Source organism: Lentzea miocenica (assembly GCF_033949945.1).
Lineage (GTDB): Bacteria > Actinomycetota > Actinomycetes > Mycobacteriales > Pseudonocardiaceae > Lentzea > Lentzea miocenica.
In genome coordinates this window covers 28,507-45,708 of the sequence record NZ_JAXAVW010000026.1, presented here as the reverse complement: position 1 = coordinate 45,708, position 17,202 = coordinate 28,507, and the positions used below count along the sequence as shown (strand labels likewise).

At 68.4% G+C, this 17,202-nt stretch carries 13 protein-coding genes; 6 read left to right on the top strand and 7 right to left on the bottom strand.

Annotation, left to right across the window (positions count from 1 at the left end; all coding sequences use genetic code 11):
• The first annotated feature begins 58 nt into the window (after nt 1-58).
• The gene (locus SK803_RS29160; RefSeq protein ID WP_319969330.1) at nt 59-3,289 is read left to right on the top strand and encodes an NACHT domain-containing protein; all 3,231 of its coding nucleotides are present in this window, start codon (nt 59-61) and stop codon (nt 3,287-3,289) included.
• Between the two features lie 315 nt (nt 3,290-3,604).
• Here SK803_RS29160 and SK803_RS29155 read toward each other — a convergent pair whose 3' ends face one another.
• Together SK803_RS29155 and SK803_RS29150 are read right to left on the bottom strand one after the other, a co-directional pair.
• Nucleotides 3,605-6,193 (bottom strand): CHAT domain-containing protein, encoded by a 2,589-nt coding sequence (locus SK803_RS29155; RefSeq protein ID WP_319969329.1) that lies wholly within the window; start codon nt 6,191-6,193, stop codon nt 3,605-3,607.
• Nucleotides 6,190-6,612 (bottom strand): hypothetical protein, encoded by a 423-nt coding sequence (locus SK803_RS29150; protein ID WP_319969328.1) that lies wholly within the window; start codon nt 6,610-6,612, stop codon nt 6,190-6,192. The genes SK803_RS29155 and SK803_RS29150 overlap by 4 nt, the downstream gene beginning before the upstream one ends.
• On the opposite strand from SK803_RS29150, the gene SK803_RS29145 reads away from it, so the two are divergent.
• From SK803_RS29145 to SK803_RS29125, 5 genes are all read left to right on the top strand, one after another.
• Entirely contained in the window at nt 6,574-7,470 is an 897-nt protein-coding gene (locus SK803_RS29145; RefSeq protein WP_319969327.1) for a S8 family peptidase, read from the top strand. The two genes, SK803_RS29150 and SK803_RS29145, sit on opposite strands and share 39 nt — an antisense overlap.
• Nucleotides 7,471-7,524: 54 nt before the next feature.
• Nucleotides 7,525-8,154, top strand: a complete 630-nt coding sequence (locus SK803_RS29140) for an RNA polymerase sigma factor (protein WP_319969326.1) — start codon at nt 7,525-7,527, stop codon at nt 8,152-8,154.
• The gene (locus SK803_RS29135) at nt 8,132-8,575 is read left to right on the top strand and encodes a hypothetical protein (protein ID WP_319969325.1); all 444 of its coding nucleotides are present in this window, start codon (nt 8,132-8,134) and stop codon (nt 8,573-8,575) included. Before SK803_RS29140 ends, SK803_RS29135 begins: the two co-directional genes overlap by 23 nt.
• 101 nt (nt 8,576-8,676) lie before the next feature.
• Nucleotides 8,677-9,477, top strand: coding sequence for an SAM-dependent methyltransferase (locus SK803_RS29130; protein ID WP_319969324.1), 801 nt, complete (start codon nt 8,677-8,679; stop codon nt 9,475-9,477).
• Nucleotides 9,477-11,306 carry a diguanylate cyclase domain-containing protein gene (locus tag SK803_RS29125; protein WP_319969323.1) on the top strand — a complete coding sequence of 610 codons (1,830 nt, stop codon included), beginning with the start codon at nt 9,477-9,479 and terminating at the stop codon, nt 11,304-11,306. Before SK803_RS29130 ends, SK803_RS29125 begins: the two co-directional genes overlap by 1 nt.
• Before the next feature lie 47 nt (nt 11,307-11,353).
• Here SK803_RS29125 and SK803_RS29120 read toward each other — a convergent pair whose 3' ends face one another.
• The 5 genes from SK803_RS29120 to SK803_RS29100 all read right to left on the bottom strand — a co-directional run bounded on the left by SK803_RS29120 (nt 11,354) and on the right by SK803_RS29100 (nt 17,186).
• Nucleotides 11,354-11,869, bottom strand: coding sequence for a snapalysin family zinc-dependent metalloprotease (locus SK803_RS29120; RefSeq protein WP_319969322.1), 516 nt, complete (start codon nt 11,867-11,869; stop codon nt 11,354-11,356).
• A gap of 284 nt (nt 11,870-12,153) precedes the next feature.
• On the bottom strand, nt 12,154-12,750 hold the full coding sequence (locus tag SK803_RS29115) for a GTP-binding protein (protein WP_319969321.1): 597 nt from the start codon (nt 12,748-12,750) through the stop codon (nt 12,154-12,156).
• A gap of 16 nt (nt 12,751-12,766) precedes the next feature.
• Entirely contained in the window at nt 12,767-13,189 is a 423-nt protein-coding gene (locus SK803_RS29110) for a roadblock/LC7 domain-containing protein (protein ID WP_030468876.1), read from the bottom strand.
• On the bottom strand, nt 13,186-15,948 hold the full coding sequence (locus SK803_RS29105) for a sensor histidine kinase (RefSeq protein WP_319969320.1): 2,763 nt from the start codon (nt 15,946-15,948) through the stop codon (nt 13,186-13,188). The genes SK803_RS29110 and SK803_RS29105 overlap by 4 nt, the downstream gene beginning before the upstream one ends.
• A 221-nt stretch (nt 15,949-16,169) precedes the next feature.
• Nucleotides 16,170-17,186, bottom strand: a complete 1,017-nt coding sequence (locus tag SK803_RS29100; protein ID WP_319969319.1) for an ABC transporter substrate-binding protein — start codon at nt 17,184-17,186, stop codon at nt 16,170-16,172.
• Between the last annotated feature and the right edge of the window lie 16 nt (nt 17,187-17,202).

Below are 17,202 nucleotides of genomic sequence, written 5' to 3'. Positions count from 1 at the left end.
GTCCACCGCTTTCGTAGGTGCCGTGTGTGTGCAACGGCCGTGCGGTAGAACGTTGCTCATGCACAACGAGGTCCAGCGCAGCACCGTGCACGGCCACGTCGTCCAGGCGCACGAGATCGGCGAGCTGCACCTGCACGGTGACGAGGTGTCGCACCCGCCGCTGACGTCGTGGCAGGATCGCCCGGACCTCACCGAAGAACTCGAAGACCTCCTGCACGTGCAACGCGACGCGGCAGAAACACTCCCCTACCGCCTCCTGGGCGTGCGGCAGCCCGAACTGACCCGCGTCTACGTCCAGCAGAGCGTCCGCGAGACCGAACGCAGGCAGGGCGACCGCCCTGTCCCGATCCGCGAGGTCCTGGCGCGCGGCAAACACCTCCTGATCACCGGCGAACCCGGCGCCGGCAAGTCCACCCTCGGCCAGATGTACGTGCAGCGCCTCGCCACCGAGTGGCTCGAGGCCAGCGCCGACCCGCCGTTGCCGGAACCCGTGATGCCCCTGCGAATCGCGGCCAAGGCGCTGGCGGACGACCTGCCGTGGAGTGAACTGCTCGCCAACGCCGTCCGCAGCAGCCGCCTCAACGCCACGCTCAAACCAGAACTCTTCGCCAAGCGCGCACTGGGCGCCCGCTGGCTGGTCTTCGTGGACGGCCTCGACGAGATCGCCGAACCGGAACGCCGCGACCGCGTGATCGACGCCCTGGTCAGCCGCATGCGCCGGGGCAGCGGGCACCGCCTGGTCATCACCACCCGCCCACTCCCGCCAGACGAACTGCAGAAGCTGCACGGCCAGGACATCGACCTCTTCACCATCCAGCCGTTCGGCCCGGTCGAACTGCAGGACTTCGCCTCAGCCTGGTTCCGCGCCCAGAACCCGACGAACTCGAAGGACCGCGCCGCCGAGTTCGTCAGCCAGGTCCACGACGGCCGCCTGCGCGAACTCGTCCGCAACCCGCTGCTCGCCACGATCGCGGCCATCGCGAACACCCTGGAACCCCACCGCAAACTCCCCCACAACCGCGCGGATCTCTACGAGCGGTTCATGAGCTACCTGCTCGACGACCAGGCCAGCGGCCGCAACACCCTCGCGGAACTCCGCAAAGCCCACGCCGACGACCCAGGTCGCGTTCAACAGATCGAGTGGCTCTACGAACGCCGCCAGGACCTCGTCGAACAACTCGCCGTGAGCCGCCTGGAATCCGAACAACCCCTGCTCGAAGTCGCGTTGTTGTGGGACCACTCAACGAGGCCCGAGGACATGCTGGCGGTGCTGACGAGCACCGGGCTGTTCGTGCACGGCGACAGCGGGTTGCGGTTCCTGCACCACTCCTTCGCGGAGTTCCTCGCCGCACGAGCGCGGGCGGCGAGGATCCCCGCCGACTTCCCGAACCTCGACGAGTGGGTCGAACTGGGCACCCAGCCCGCCAACGAGAACTCGGTGCTCTTCACGTTCGCGTTGTGGGGCCGCGAACCCGGCCACGACCTGGACCTCGTGATCGCGCGACTGCTGGAAGGCGGCGTCAAACACGCGCTGCTGGCCGGGCGACTGCTGGCCGAGGACGTCTCCATCACCTCGGGACGTGCGGACGAGGTAGTCGACCGTCTCGTGAAGTTGTTGCTCGCCAACGGGGTCAGGGAGAACCCGTGGGAGGACGGTCTGGTGATCGGCCGCGTGCTGGCCGGACTCGACAACGAGGCGATCGCCCACCTGTTCGTCCCTGCGCTGCGGGACATGCGGAACAACGACGACCTGCCGGACGTGGTGCGGATCGGCTGCGCGGTGGCGCTCGGACACCTCGAATCGCCGGAGCACGCCGCGACGTGGATGCAGGAGCACGCGGACGTCCGCCGCTCGTACGCGCTGGCCGCCATCGCGACGGGACTCGCCGAGATCCTCCCGAACGGCGCCGACCTCGCGGAAGAACTCCTGCTGCGGCTCATGAAGACCACCGACAGCTACACCCTCGGCATCGCGGTGATCGACACGCTGGGGTTCGACATCGACCGCCGCGAGCCCGCCCGCCGCTTGCTGCGCGATCTCGTGCGACGACTGAAGGTCGACGAGTCGGTCCGGCCGGGCAGTCCGCACGTCCCGCACTTCGGCGCGCTCTCGGACACCACCCCGTTCGGCTGGCACGTCCTCTGCACCCACGCGGTGGAACTGGACTGTCCGGACGAAGCGATGTGGCTGGCCGAACGAATCCTCGCGCAGTCCTCCATCAGCAGGTATCAGTGGATCACGGCGGCCAACGCCCTGCTGACACACCGGGGCGAACTCGCGTTCAACGCGGTCATCGGCCGCGCCCGATCGTTGACGCCGGACCATGTGCTGACCGTCGCCCAGCTGATGATGTTCTTCGATCGTCGCCTGATGCGCGAACTCGCGTACTCCGTCGTCACTCGCCCGACCGCGGACAACGACCAGTTCGTCCGCGCCTGCGAACTTCTGGCTCCGGTACCGCCGGACGTGCTGAATCTGATCACGGACCGCCTGTCGCTCAACCCGTACGACCTCGTGCGACTGGCCGAGGGGCCGATCGACCCGGCGAGCATCGTCCACCGGCTGGAGGTGGCCAGGTGTGATGACGAGCGGCAGTCAGCCGGGCTGATCGCCGCCATGCTGGAACTGGGGATCAACCCTGACGACGTGCACACCCAAGTCGCGAACGGGCTGCCCGTGCACCGCGCCACAGCGGCGGCGGCGCTCTTCAAAGCCGGGCACGCCACCCAGGCCGAACACCTCGTCGGCACGCTGCTCACCGAACCGCTCGACGCCATGTCCGCGGTGATCTGCCTCGACGGCATGATCGCCAAGAAGGTCCCCAAGGAAGCGCAACGGCTGTACGACCACCTGCGGATCGTGGTCGGGCAACACGACCTGGACGTCGCGCGGCGGTTCGCACCGATCCTGCACCGGGTCGGGCATCCGGAGAAGGCCGCCGAGGTCGCGCTGGACGCGTTCCTGCGGTCACTGGGCAGCCACGAGGTGGACGACTGCGTCGGTACGCTGCTCGACCTCAGCGGATCAACGCACGCGGACGTCGTGGTGGAGAAGGTCAGGGAGTCGAACCTGAACGTGTGGCAGCGAATGGACATCGCTGACCTCTTCATCAACGACGGCCTGCTCGACCACGCCGTGATGCTGTGGCTCGACGTCGTACGGCACCACGACCTGGAGATCGCCAAGGGCGTCGAAGCGGCGGTCAAGCTGGTGCAGGTCGGCCAACGCGCACAGGCGATCGAAGCAGCCACCGGCAACCGGGCGCTGCTGGCCTGGCTCCAGGCCTGACCCCGATGCCGGTCGGTTAGGCCATTACGGCTGGTCAGGTGCCTTGTCGCAGACTTTGAGGTGGAGCGGGCGGCGTCTGACCTCACTGTGGTCGACGCGGCCGCCAAAGCCCGGTCGTGGGAACGCTCTCAAGGCCGCGAACAGCTCGGTTGGTAGTAGTTACGCGCTCGATGATCATGAGTTGGTAGTACTTGCACACGCCCGGCCAGCCAGGAGAGCGCGAACATCCAGATCGGCATCGCCTCTGGAATGCGCGACACGCGGCTCGTCGAGGACCACAGTCTGCGCATACCCCCTAACCGACCGGCATCGGGCCTAACCCGCGCCGAAGCAGACGAACCCCACTGCCGCGGCGTAAGCAGCGTCGTCCGCAGCGGCCCGTTGCACCGCCGCCAGAGCCTCAGCCGGAGCCATACCTGCCGCCAGTTTCTGGTGCAGCTCCACCATCACCGGCGCCGTGCCGTCGGTCGGCACCGGCACCACGGGCGCGATCAACGTCCGGGTGCCGAGCCCGAGCAGCGCTGCGGTGAAGCCCATCAACTCGTCGCCGGGCCGGACCGCGGACTGGCCGGTGTCGCACGCCGACAGCACCACGACGGTCGGCGGCGTATGCAGGCGTTCGATGTCGTAGACGGTCAACGGCCCGTCGGCCAACTCCAACGCAGAGAACAGCGGGTTGTCCACGCGGAACGAACCGTGCGCGGCGATGTGGGCGAGTGCGGCACCGTCCATTGCGGACGCCACGGCGCTCACGGTTGCTTCCGCGTCAACGAGAACGCGGCCCGGCACGTGCGCACTGATGGCCTTGATCTCGGCGGGGGCGGCGGCCATCCGCGGTCCGGCGGCCAGCACCGACTCACCGGAAGCGTCGGCGACAGAACACGCGCGCAGCCACACGGAAGCAGAAGGCGCGACGGTCACCTGGCGGTTCAGCACCGCCCACGGCAGGCCGTTCAAGGCACCCGTCGGCACCACTACCAGCGGGCGGCCGTCGATCCGCGCGGCCAGCGGGTCCAGCAGGCGCCGAGCCAGCAACGACGCGGCGTGCGAGGCGGAAGAGCGGGCCACGGCGAGGTTCGGCAGCTGCGGCGGCAAAGTCACGAGCCGGTGCAGGGCGAAGCGCAGCAGCCGGATCTCGCGGACCACGCCTTCCACGGCACCCAAAGAGTGCAAAGACGCGCGGCCGCCGGCCAGCACCACGGCCATCAGCACGCCGTCGTACTCGACGAACTCGATCAGCGCGGCGGTACCCAGAGCCGACGCGAGTGACGCGACCGGCGGCGGCTTGAACACCGCCACCTCACCGGAGGTCTGCCGGGTGAGGTCGCGGACGCGTTGCTCGGCGCGGACCAGCTGGACGCGCAGGGCATTGGCCGGTTTTCCTGCCAGCACAGCGGATTCGACGTCCGCGGACATCGCACGCAACGATGCCAGCGCGTCCTCCAGGCGAGGATCGTCCGGCGGCGAGACGGACTTCATCCGCAACGCGCCCGCCCGCCAGCTCTCGGTCCACGACAGCACGCGCGCCGCGTTTCCCGAAGCGACGGCCAGTCGCAGCCCCTCCAACGCCAGCGCCTGGCCCTGCACGCCGGTCGACGCCCGCAGCTCGGCCGCGCCCAGGGACACCCGGTACTCGTCCAGCAGCCCGATGCCCCGGCGCAACGCCGACGAAGTCCCGCGCACGTCACCGGAGAGCTTGCGCCGCAACGCCTCCGCGTACCAGCCGCGCACCCGCAAGCCAGCCGGGCCGCGCAACCGCGACGCGGCGGCAGCGGACAGTTCGGCGACGGCACGAGCGCGATGGCCGAGGTCGGCGGCGACCAGACCGGCGTCGATGCGGGCTTCCAGAGCTGGCAACCGCCAGTCCATCGCGTCGAGCTCGGAAGCGACCCGCGACAACGCCAGCCGCAGCGGGCGGGTCCGGTCGCCGCGCAGCACGGCGGCGTGCAGCTCCAGGTACCTGGCACCGGCGGCCCACAGCAGGCGTTGCTCGCGGCGGAACCGGCGGCGTGCCTCGGCGGCGAAGCCGTTGGCCGCGTCGGGGTCGTCGTCCAGCAGGGCGATCCGCGCACGGAAGTACAGGGCCTCCGAGACGCCCAGCGGGTTCTTCAGCGCCTTCAGCTCGACGATCGCCCGGTCGGCCGCCGCGCGGGCCTCGTCCAGCAACGGCACCGAGACGAGCAGCTCCAGCCGGTTCACCAGCAGCACCGGGCGCATCACGTCGAGCCGCCGGTGCACCTCCTCCGCCTTGTCGAACAAGGTCAGCGCGGCAGGGACGTCGCCGCCGCGGGTCGCCATGATGCCGGCGTTCCAGTGCACGTCGGCGACACCGAGCTCCTGGCCGAGCTCCCCCAGCAGGGACGCCGCCAGCTCGAAGTCCGCCGACGCCTCACGCATGTTGCCCACGTACGCGCGCACGAGGCCGCGGTTGTTCAGAGCGCGCGCCTCGACGAGTTGGTCTCCGACGCGGCGGGCGCCGGCGATGGCCGCGGTGTAGTCGCGCTGCGCGTCGTCGTAGCGGGTCAGGTAGTGGAAGACGACGCCGCGCTGCATCAGGGCGGCCACCGAGTCGGCGCCGGTCAGCTCCGGCATCGCGTCGTCGAGCGCCTTCAACGCCTGCTTCTGCTTGCCCGTGTAGGCGAGCACCCAGGCCAGGCTCATCTGCGCCAAAGCGGACAGACGGGGCAGTGAAGCGGCGGACGCGATCTTGATCGAACGGCGCAGATGCCGCGCCGCGCCGGGGAAGTCGTGCATCTCGCGCAACGCGAGGCCGATCGCGCGTTCGGCGATCGACCATTCCGCGCGATCTTCCGTCGTGCGGAGCACCGCGCGGGCCATCTCCACGGCCGCGCGCGGGTTGCGCTGGCGGGCCTCCAGCGCGTCCTCCGCAGAAAAGTCGGTCACAGCACCACTTTATCCGCTGTGGTAGCTTGATCAAGCTCGGTCGGGGTGCCCGTCAACGCTGCTTTAGTGAGGCCGTGGTGTCGAAAACGCCAGAAAGCGCGGAGCTTTACCAAAGAGCTTTTCTGCAGCTCATCGCCGACGACAAGAACATCAGCTTCCACGCCGAACGCGGGCGTGAATTCCTTTATCGACCCGGTCAGCTGCTCGTCGGCACCGACGATCAACAACGCGTGGTCGAAAAGCTTCGTGAAAACAACATCATCGCCCGGCCCGGCGAAGGTTTCGCCGGATTGGCGCGATTGACGTTGCCGAACAACGCCGAGGACATTCCGCGCATTGTGCGCCTGTTGCGCGACCAGCGGAACTGGCCGAACGAGCGCGTGCCGCTCGTGCAGCCGCACCACGTGATCGTCGGCCACGGCGGCCTCGTCATGGGCAACCCGGGCGACCGGCCGTATCCCGCCGAACCGATCTCCGCGCCCAAGTCCGACGACCGCCTCAGGGACGTCCGGGTCGGCATCATCGACACCGGCATCTCCTCCGGCGCCGACAGCGACCACTCCGACTGGTTCGCCGAGCGCTACGCCAAGGAGGCGGACGACGTCGACCCCGCCTACAGCAGCGGCGACCAGTTCGCGTTGCAGGGCGGGCACGGCACGTTCGTCGCGGGCGTGATCCAGAACGCGGCGCCCGGCGTCTCGTTCGACCCGGAGGTCGCGCTCGACCAGAACGGGTTCGGCGACGAGGAACGGCTCGTCCGCAAGATCGCGGAGCTGGGCCAGAAGAAGATCAACGTGCTGAACCTGTCGCTGGGCTGCTTCACCGAGGACGACGTGGCGTCCGAACCGCTGCGGCGCGCGATCGAGGGCCTGCCCGCGGACGTCGTCGTGGTCGCCTCGGCCGGCAACCAGGGCACGCAACGGCCGAGCTGGCCGGCCGCGCTGTGCGGGGTCACCGCCGTCGCCGCCGCCGAGCAGAAGCGGGACGGTTCCATCGGGCCCGCGTTCTACTCGAACTGGGGCCACTGGGTGGACGCCTGCGCGATCGGCAACCGCGCCTCGACCTACCTCAAGGGCGAGTGGCACCTGCCGGGCGAGGCCGCCGCTACGCCGTTCGCGCTGTGGGCGTACTGGTACGGCACGTCCTTCGCCGCTCCCCTGGTCACCGGCCGGATCGCCGCCACCATGGCCGCGGAGGGCATCACCGCAGCTCAAGCACGTGACAAACTGTTGACCGGGCCGGACTTCCATCCCGGCTACGGAGTTTTCGTCAAATAGTTGTATCTGGGAGGCAACCTCGGCCTCCGCCAGTTGTGACCGCAAGGAGTCGACGTGACCTCTGCATCCCCGATCGCCGCGCTCGTGAGCGCGGCGGCCGAGGGCGACCAGTCGGCGTGGAACGAGATCGTGGACCGTTACACGCCCCTGGTGGTGTCGGTGATCTACAAGCACCGGCTGCGCCCAGCGGATGCGGCCGACGTGAACCAGACGCTGTGGCTGCGGCTCGTGGAGCAGATCGGACGGCTGCGCGAGCCGGAGGCACTGCCCGGCTGGATCATGACGACCACCCGCAACGAGTGTCTGCGCGTGCTGCGCGTGCAGCAGCGAACGCACCTCTACGACCCGTTGTCCGAGTCCGACGCGCTGGAGTCGGAACAGACGGACGCGGACGTGGAGTCGGACCTGCTGGCGGTGGAGCGGCGGCAGGCGTTGCGGGACGGGTTCGCCGAGCTAACCGACCAGTGCAAGCGGTTGCTGACGAAGCTGATGACCGATCCGCCGCCGAGCTACCAGGTCGTGAGCGAAGAGCTCGCGATGCCGGTCGGCAGCATCGGCCCGACGCGGATCCGCTGCCTGGAGAAGTTGCGCAGGACCACGGCGCTCTCGGCGTTCCTGGGATCGCCACTGATGAAGTCACAGCAGAGAGGAGGTGTGCTGGGTGCGGCACGACTGGGACAGTGACGAGGTACTGCTCGACGCCTTGCGCGATGCGTTGAGCACACCTTCCGAGGACGTACCGCCGGAGTTCGTCGAGGCCGCGAAGGCCGCGTTCACCTGGCGGAACATCGATGAAGAGCTGCTGCTGATCACGTCGTACGACTCCGTGCTGGACGACACGCTGTTCGCCCGTGCGCGGTCGACGTCCACGGCACGGCAGCTCGTGTTCGACGCGGACGGCGTGTCGTTGCAGGTGGAGGCGTCGGCGGCCGGCGTCACCGGGCAGCTGATGCCGGCGTCCGGATCCGTCACGCTGGTGACGCCGTCCGGCGACCACGAAACGGCAGCGGTCGACGAACTGGGGATGTTCGTGATGGGGGTCGCGCCACGCGGACCGGTGAAGTTCCGGTTCTCCGGTGGTTGCACCGATTGGTTTATCCTCTGACTCACATTCGAGTGATGATGGAATTCATTCGTTCGGCCTACACCCGCGGCCAGTAGGGTTGTCGACGCTCCGAATTCGCATCGCGAGAGGTGTGTGCCGCTGTGGTCGATCGAGTCAGCTGGGTCCCGGAAGGCGTGAACGTCGACGTTCCGAGTTCCGCTCGGATCTACGACTACCTGCTCGGCGGTGGACACAACTTCGAAGCGGACCGCGCGACAGCGGAAGCGCTGATCAGGGTCCTCCCGGTGCGCGGCATGGCGCGGCTCAACCGCGCCTATCTGCGCCGGGCCGTCCTGGAACTGGCGGATCTCGGTGTCCGGCAGTTCCTGGACCTCGGTTCGGGCATCCCGACGGTCGGCAACGTGCACGAGGTGGCGCACGAGGTCGCTCCCGACTCTAAGGTCGTGTACGTCGACTTCGAACCCGTCGCGATCACGCACGCCGAGCTGATGCTGGCCGACGAGCCGAACGTGACCGCGTTGCTGGCCGATCTGCGCGAGCCGGAGAAGGTGGTGGCGCAGGCGCGGGAGCTGCTGGACTTCTCGCAGCCGATCGGGCTTCTCGTCGTCGGCGTGCTGCAGTTCATCCCGGACTCCGACGACCCCTGGGGCGTGTTGTCGAGGTACGTGGAGGCGCTCTCGTCCGGTTCGTACCTGGCGCTGTCGCACTTCACCGCGGACAGCATGCCCGCGGAGATGGCCGCCGGTAAGGAGATCTTCGCCAAGACCGCGGAGCCGATCACACCGCGGACCAAGGCCCAGGTGACGGACATGCTGGCGGGCTTGGAGATCGTGGAGCCCGGCATCGTCTTCACGCCGCAGTGGCGGCCGGAGACCCCCGAGGACGTCGGCGTGGACCCGACGAAGGCGAACATCTACGCCGCGGTCGGCCGCAAGCCCTGATGCCCGCCTCGCCACTGGCACAGCGCTGGGCGGCTGTTCTCATCGAGAGCGCGTATTCGCCGATGTCACGGCGAAAGCTGACGCAGCACCTCGATGAGCACGTCGCCCGGCTGAGTGCTGGGCAGGCGGCGCTGGCCATCGGCGAATGGCTGGTGCGCAAGCGCTTCACCGGCCCGGACTCGTTGCGGCGCACGCTGGAGGTGCTCGCACCGGAACTCCCCGCCGAGGCGCTCGGCGCGCTCGCGGCCGGGTACGTGCGGGCGACGCGCGACCAGCTGTTCGCCGAGCAGGAGAAGGTCAAGAACGCGCTGCTGAAGGCCGTCGAGGACGCGCAACGCGACCTGCACGACAGCGAGACCCGGTTCGCCCAGGTCTTCGCGACGACGGCGGTGGGCATCGCGATCTTCGACCTGCACGGCACGGTGGTGGAGGCGAACGAGTCGCTGGCCACCATCCTCGGCCACGAGGAAATGCCCAAGGAGCTCTTCACCGAGGCGGACGGGATCGCGCTGGCGGCCGCCTGCGCACGGATGATCGCGTCCTCTGTGGACACCGACCGGCGCGAGCGGGAACTCACTCGCAGCAACGGCGACACGGTGTGGGCCAACGTCGTGCTGTCGGTGCTGCGCGGGTCGGACGGGCTGCCGAAGTTCCACGTCGCGCTGATCGAGGACGTGACCGAGCAGCGGATGTTGCAGGAGTGGTTGCGGCACCAGTCGTTGACGGACCTGCTGACCGGGCTGCCGAACCGCGCCTCGTTCACCGACAAGCTGGAGTCGGCGCTCGCGAGCGGCGAGCCGCACACGCTGGGATACCTGGACGTCGACAGCCTGACGATCGTCAACGACGGCCTCGGTTACGCGGCGGGCGACGCGGTGCTGGTGGAGGTCGCGCGGCGGTTGCGGGCCGTGCTCCCGGACGCCGTGGTGGCACGGGTCGGTGGCGACGAGTTCGTCGTGCTGATCCACGGATCGCCCGACGTCGCCGCACTGGCCGCGATGATCGACGAGGAGCTGTCCGAGCCGGTGTACCTGGAGGGCACGGGCGTCGCGGTGTCGACGTCGATCGGTTTCGTGCACACCTCGGGGGCCGGCGTGGATCCGACGGCGGTGCTGCGGCGGGCGCATTCGACGTTGCGGCGGGCCGAGACCGGCGGCAAGAGACAGTGGGCGATCTACGACCACGAGGCCGACTTCGCCGATCGGACCCGGTTCGCACGGATCGCGGCGATGCCCGGTGCCTTCGAGAACGGCGAGATCTCCGTGGAGTACTCGCCGGTGTCGTGGGTCTCGGGCTCGCTGGCCTTCGTCGAGGCCTCACTGCGGTGGGGTGCGACCCGGCACGACGAGGTCGTCACCTACGCGGACGCGCTCGGCCTGGCCGCGCGCGTGGGGCAGCTGGTGCTGCACGACGCGTGTTCGCGCGGGGAACCGGTGCTGGTCAGGCTTTCCCGCGACCAGTCACGGGATCCGGACCTGGCGGCGCACGTGCGCTCGACCATGCGGGCCTGCGCGTTCCCTGCCTCTTCGCTGTTCCTGGCGCTGGACGTGCGGTCGATGCCCGACGGCGAGGAGAACCTAGAGGTGCTGCACGACATGGGCGTGCACGTCCTGCTGCACGAGTTCGGCGGCGGCTTCGCGGGGCTGTCCACTGTGGACCGCAGTCCGGTGTGGGGTGTGCGGCTGGCCAGGCCGCCCTCGGAACGGCTGGCGCGGCAGGGGCTGGCGTTGATGGTGCCGCTGCTGCGGTCGGCGGGCGTGCACGTGATCGGCGGGCCCGGCGATCCGGACGAGCTTCACGCGCTCGGCGTGGACCTGGTGGTGTCGTGAGTGGTTGTGGCCGTCAGGGAGACCACAACCACTCACGAACCGACTAGCTAGGCAGCGTCCTCGAACGTCGTGGCCTGAACAGTTACGGCCGAGCGGAAGTTCGCCTCGACCTCGGCCTTCTCCTTGGCACTCGGGTTCGGGTTCTTGCACGACGTGCCGGCACTGGCCCCGGACATCAGGTCGGTGCAGAGACCCGTCCTGCGGTCGGGCAGACCGAGCAGGTGCCCGAACTCGTGGGCCGAGATGCGGACGGTGTCATGTCCTTCGTTCACCGCCTGGGTGCCCATGACCCAACGGCCGCGGCCGAGGCTGGACACGTAGGCACGGGGCCACTGGTTGTCCACGCTCACGGTGATGTTCGCGGAGCCGGCCACCTTGACCAGCTTCACGTTCGCCACGCTGGCGTTCCACACCTGCGCACCCTTGTCGATGGCAGCCTGGAACTGACCGGTGTTGCTGGAGTTGTACGTGACGTTGCGGGCCGCAGCTTGCGCGGTTCCGACGAGACCGGCCGAGAGGGCGGCAACGCTGGCGACCACAGCAATTGTTTTGCGCAGGAACACAGGAATCTCCTCGCAATGCAGGGTAATTGCTCCCCGACTGTATCGCTGCGGCGTTGCGGCACAAGAAGAGTCAAGTGTGAACCGGCGCTGACACGGTCCAGAGACTTCGTAGGTGATCCGGTGCCGTGGCCGAACGACAGGCCCTGCGGCAAGCGGAAATGCGCCCTACTACTGATGTTCCTGGCCGTCCCGCACCCCCGAACAGATCGCCGCCAGATGGCGGAATAACTCTTGACCCCCTTCTGGAAGTGATGATCCGGAAGGGGGTCAGGAGTGCGGAACGACTAGGCGAACGAAGGCTGGCGCAGCGCGTGTTCGACCAACGCGATCAGGATCTGCTTCGTCGACTGCCGGTTGCGGGCGTCGCACGGGATTATCGGCACCGACGACGGAATCGTCAGCGCGTCCCGAATCTCTTCCGCACGGTGGTGCATCAGTCCGTCGAAGCAGTTCACCGCGATCACGTAAGGCAGATCGCGGTCCTCGAAGAAGTCGATGGGCGCGAACGCCTCGTCGATCCGGCGGGTGTCGACCATGACGACGGCGCCGATCGCGCCGCGCACCAGGTCGTCCCACATGAACCAGAACCGGTGCTGTCCTGGCGTGCCGAACAGGTACAGGATCAGGTCCTTGTCGAGCGACACCCGGCCGAAGTCCATGGCCACCGTGGTGGTGACCTTGTCAGGAACCGCGGACAGGTCGTCGACTCCGACCGATGCCTGGGTCATCACGGCTTCGGTGGTCAGCGGGGTGATCTCGGAAACCGAGCCGACGAACGTCGTCTTGCCGACGCCGAACCCGCCCGCGACGACGATCTTCGCCGACATCGCGGTCAGATCGACCCCAGGTGACCCCGGACGACCCGGAGCACCGTTGCTCATGGGAACTTCTCTCTACTCAGGCGCGCATGGAAACGTGCAGCTGGGCACGGATCTCCGGGGTGAGCTGGAGACCGACCCGCTCCACCAGGCGGGTCATCGCGTAACCGATGAGCCCGATGTCGCAGTTGGGTGCGGCGAGCACGGCCAAACACGACCCGTCGCTGATGGACATCAGGAAAAGATAGCCCCGCTCCATCTCGACGACAGTCTGCTTCACCTCACCCGCTTCGAAACAGCGCGCCGCGCCGAGGTTCAGTGAAACCAGGCCGGAGGACACAGCGGCGAGCTGCTCCGCACGGTCGTGCGGCAGGCGGTCAGAAGAAGCGAGCAACAGGCCGTCCGCGGAGACGACGATCGCGTGCGCGACACCGGCGACCCTGCTGACGAAGTCCTCGACCAGCCAGCTGAAGTTGTCCAGTTCCTCAGTCGCGGTGGTCACTGGCGTTCCCTTTCTGCGATCACGGGGATGCCTCCGACGGCGGAGTCGAAGAGCGACTCGCGGCCCATCTGGACGCCCTTCTGGTAGGTGGCGAACCGCTGGCGCAACCGGTCGGCCGATCGGCCGGGGATGCTCGCGGAGGCCAGCTGAGGTGCCGGTGACGACGGCTTCGGCAGCGAACCGGGCACCAGGCGTGCCTTCGGAACGCGCTTGGGCAGACCGTTCTCCGTCGTCTGCGCGGTTTCACCGGTGCCGAGCGCGCCGGCAGCGCGCCAGCCCTCATCCGCCGTTCCCCAGTCGGACTCGGCGAAGTCGGCGACCGCGCGGGGCACCGCCGTTGGTGCCTCGATCTTCACGGTTTCCGCTGAACGCTGCCGCTTGGGCAGGCCGTTCACCGTCGTGCTCTCCGCTTCTTCCTCTGCTCGCTCCGGCTCCGCTGACGGAACGTCCATTGTGGATCGTGCGGCTGGTACCTCCGCCGCCGGGGTCTGGAACCACCGCGACAGCTCGTCGTGGGTGATCTCCAGGTCGGCGTCGGAGATCGCAGGGAAGATCTCGGTGGCGGGATCGGCCGGGCGCTCGATCGGCGGCTCGTAGGAGTAACCGTCCTCCGCGGCCTTCTCGTCCGCCTCGATCCGCGCGGTGAACAGACCGTCCGCGGACGTCTGCTCGATGCGGTGCCGGCCGGAGTTGTCGTCCGCGGTGGCGGGCGCCGACGTGTGGACCGGGTGCTCCGGCGTCCACTTCGGCACACCGGAGAGGCCCTCGCCGGTGGACTCGGTGGCGGTGGGAGGCGCGACGGGCAGCGGCAGCACGGGCACAGCGCCCTTGTGCAGCAACGAGACCGGCAGGATCACCTGCGCGGTGACACCGCCCTCGATGTCGTCGTTGTTCGCCAGCGTCACGCGGATCTCGTGGCGCTTCGCCAGCTGGCCGACCACGTACAGGCCCATCTCGCGGGCCACCGAGACGTCGACCTCCGGCGGCTCGGCGAGCTTCGCGTTGGACTCGACGATGTCGTCCTCCTGCATGCCGACACCGCGGTCGTGGATGCGGATCGCGATCTCGCCCTTGCGGGTCTCTATCGTGCGCACGGTGACCTTGGTCGTCGGCTTGGAGAACGCCGTCGCGTTGTCGAGCAGCTCGGCGACGAGGTGCGCGAGGTCGTTGACCACGCGGCCCTGCACCATCAGGTCCGGCGTCGGCGCGATCTGGACGCGCGCGTACTTCTCGACCTCGGACACCGCGGCGCCGAGCACCTCGGCGACCGCGACCGGGCGGGTGACGCGGCGGTTGACCGTCGTGCCGGAGAGCACCAGGAGGTTCTCGCTGTTGCGGCGCATCTGCGTGGCGAGGTGGTCGAGCTCGAACAACGACGCGAGGTGGTCGGGGTCCTGCTCGTCCTGCTCCAGCCGGTCGATGACGCTGATCTGCCGCTCCACCAACGCCTGCGAGCGCCGCGACAGGTTGATGAACATGTCGTTGACGTTCGCGCGCAGGGCCACCTGCTCGACGGCGAGGCGGACGGCTTCGCGCTGCACGAGGTCGAACGCCCGCGCGACCTGGCCGACCTCCTCGGTCGTGTTGATCGGCACCGGGACGATCGCCTCTTCGGCGGCACGTTCCGGCTCGCGGTGCGAACGAATGCGGCGAATCGCGTCGGGCAGCTGGTTGCGCGCCACGTCGAGGGCGCTGCGGCGCAGGATGCGCAGCGGGCGCAGCATCGACTGCGCGACCATCGCCATCAGACCGAACGCGATCAGCAGCGAGATCGCGACCAGTGCCGCGTCACGCCAGGCGTCCGAACGAGCCTGACCCGCGAGGCGAGTGGTCGTCGCGTCGGCCTGGCTCTCCAGCTCGGTCGCGACCTCGCGGACCAGGTTCGCGGTGTCCTCACCGATCTTGAGGACCTCGGCGTCCGTGATGGACACCGGCTTGCGCTCGGCGTCCTGCGCGAGCGCGAGCTTCACCAGCCGGTTGCGACCGTCCACGGACGCACCGGACACGACGTCCTGGAACTTCTGCCGGTTCGCCGGTGAGGCCACGTCGTTGAACTCGTTGAACGCCGCGTCCAACCGGGACTGCGCTGCCCGCAGCTCGTCCGCGGCACCGGGCGCGAAACCCTTGCGCAGCGCGGTGGACGTGAGGAGCGCGTTCTGCTGCCCGAGTTCTTCCTGCGCGACGTAGAGCGCCTCCGCGGCGGTGGCCAGCGGAACGATCTCGGGCTCGCTCAGGCTGGAGATCGCGGCGCGGTGCACCTGGCTGAGCGACGCGATGATCTGGTTGTACGCACCGACCACGGCGATGTCGGGGTACTTGGTGCTCAGCAACGTGACGCGCAGGGCCGCCAGACCGTCCATGGACTGCAGCGACTTGGTGAACGCCTCGTTGAGGGGCGCGCTCAGGGCCGTGGCCGTCGCGCCCGCGTCTCGGTACTTGCCGAGTTCGTTGTCCGTGAGGCCGGTGCGGGCGGCGTGTTCGGGACACGCGTTCTGCCTGCCTGCAGCCACACACTGAACCGCCCAGTCGCGCTCTACCTGAAGCGCGTTCTCCACCTTCGCCGCCTGGTGGCTCACCGCAAGTTCGCGCTGGACGGTGCCGAAGAGTTCGACGTCGTCGAGCTGGGTGTTCAGGCGCAGACCCGCGAGAGTCGCGGTGCTCAGCGCCGGAACCAACAACACCACCGCGAGCTTGCTCCGCAGCCGCCAGTTGCGTAGGCGGAACCGGTCGATGCCTCGCTGGTCCTCACGACCGCGCACCGTCAACACTCCCCGCCCCGTTTAATAGCTGCAAACCTGGTGGATCTTGGAGTAAAACGCGCTGTTCTCATACCGCCGTTCGGACGACAAAACAGCTGGTTCGAGAATCAACAACTTTGACCTGCGCCGCTAAACGGCCCCTAAGCGATAATTCATCTGGTGGAAACGACGAGCGCGGGCAACCGCGATCACGGCGCGATCACAGTTGCCCGCGCTGTTCGTCAACTACCGGAGGGCTGGATGAGCATCGGCTTGACGTCGAGCTCCTTGTCCAGCATCCCGTACCGCTGCATCAGCTGGACGACACGCTGCAGCCGCGTCTGGTCCAGCGTGGTCGGGAAGGCACCGAAGTGGACAAGACCTGCGGTTTCCTTGTCGACCTTGGCGTACTCGACGAGCAGCGGCTCGACCGTGGGGCGATCCGCGGCGTCGGCCTGACCCTTGGCCATCGCGCGCTGGAAGGCGGCCACCGTCTTGGGGTTGTTCTTGGCGAACTGGCCGCTGGTCGCGTAGCCCGCGATCGGGATGTTGTCGGTCGGGCCCGACGCCGCGTCCAGCACCTTGATCTGGCCGGCGACCCGCTGCGCGCGGGTGATGAACGGCTCGACCATGAAGGCCGCGTCAACGGTCTTGTTCTGGACCGCCGCCTGCATGTCCGGGAACGGCATCTCCTTGAACTTGACCGAGTTCACGTCCACGTTCGCGGCCTCGAGCGTCGCCTTCGCGGTCAGCTCGGCGATGTTCTTGAACGTGTTGATCGCGATGGTCTTGCCCGCCAGGTCCGCGGGGCCCTTGATGGCGGAGTCACCGGCCGCCAAGATCAGGAACATGTCGGGTTTCGCCTGGTAGCCATCGGCGATGAGCTTGATGCCGTCGACCGCCTTGGCCGCGTCCTTCGACTGGGCGGCGAAGAACGAGACCCAGTTGCCGAACGTGAAGTCCAGCTCCTTGGCGATCAGGCCGGGGATCGCCTGAGCGCCACCCTGGATCACCTTGAGGTCGACCTCGAGACCCTCGGCCTTGAAGTAGCCCTTCTTGATCGCCACGTGGACGGATGCCACGTCGAGGATCGGCAGAACCCCCAGGGTGATCTTGGCCTTCTCGACCTGGCCGTTGCCGTTCGCGTCGGCGGCGGGCGGGGTCTCTTTGCCGCCGAGCAGGCCACAACTCGCCACGGTGGCGAGCAGCGTGGCAAGGGCGATGCCACGGACGGCGATGCGGCGGACTCTTCGAGTCATCGGGAGCACTCTCCTG

What these genes read in the sequence shown, in the direction of transcription:
- SK803_RS29160 (WP_319969330.1), top strand. Translation starts at nt 59, where the DNA reads ATGCACAACGAGGTCCAGCGCAGCACCGTGCACGGCCACGTCGTCCAG.
- SK803_RS29125 (WP_319969323.1), top strand. Translation starts at nt 9,477, where the DNA reads ATGCCCGCCTCGCCACTGGCACAGCGCTGGGCGGCTGTTCTCATCGAG.
- SK803_RS29115 (WP_319969321.1), bottom strand. Translation starts at nt 12,750, where the DNA reads ATGAGCAACGGTGCTCCGGGTCGTCCGGGGTCACCTGGGGTCGATCTG.
- SK803_RS29100 (WP_319969319.1), bottom strand. Translation starts at nt 17,186, where the DNA reads ATGACTCGAAGAGTCCGCCGCATCGCCGTCCGTGGCATCGCCCTTGCC.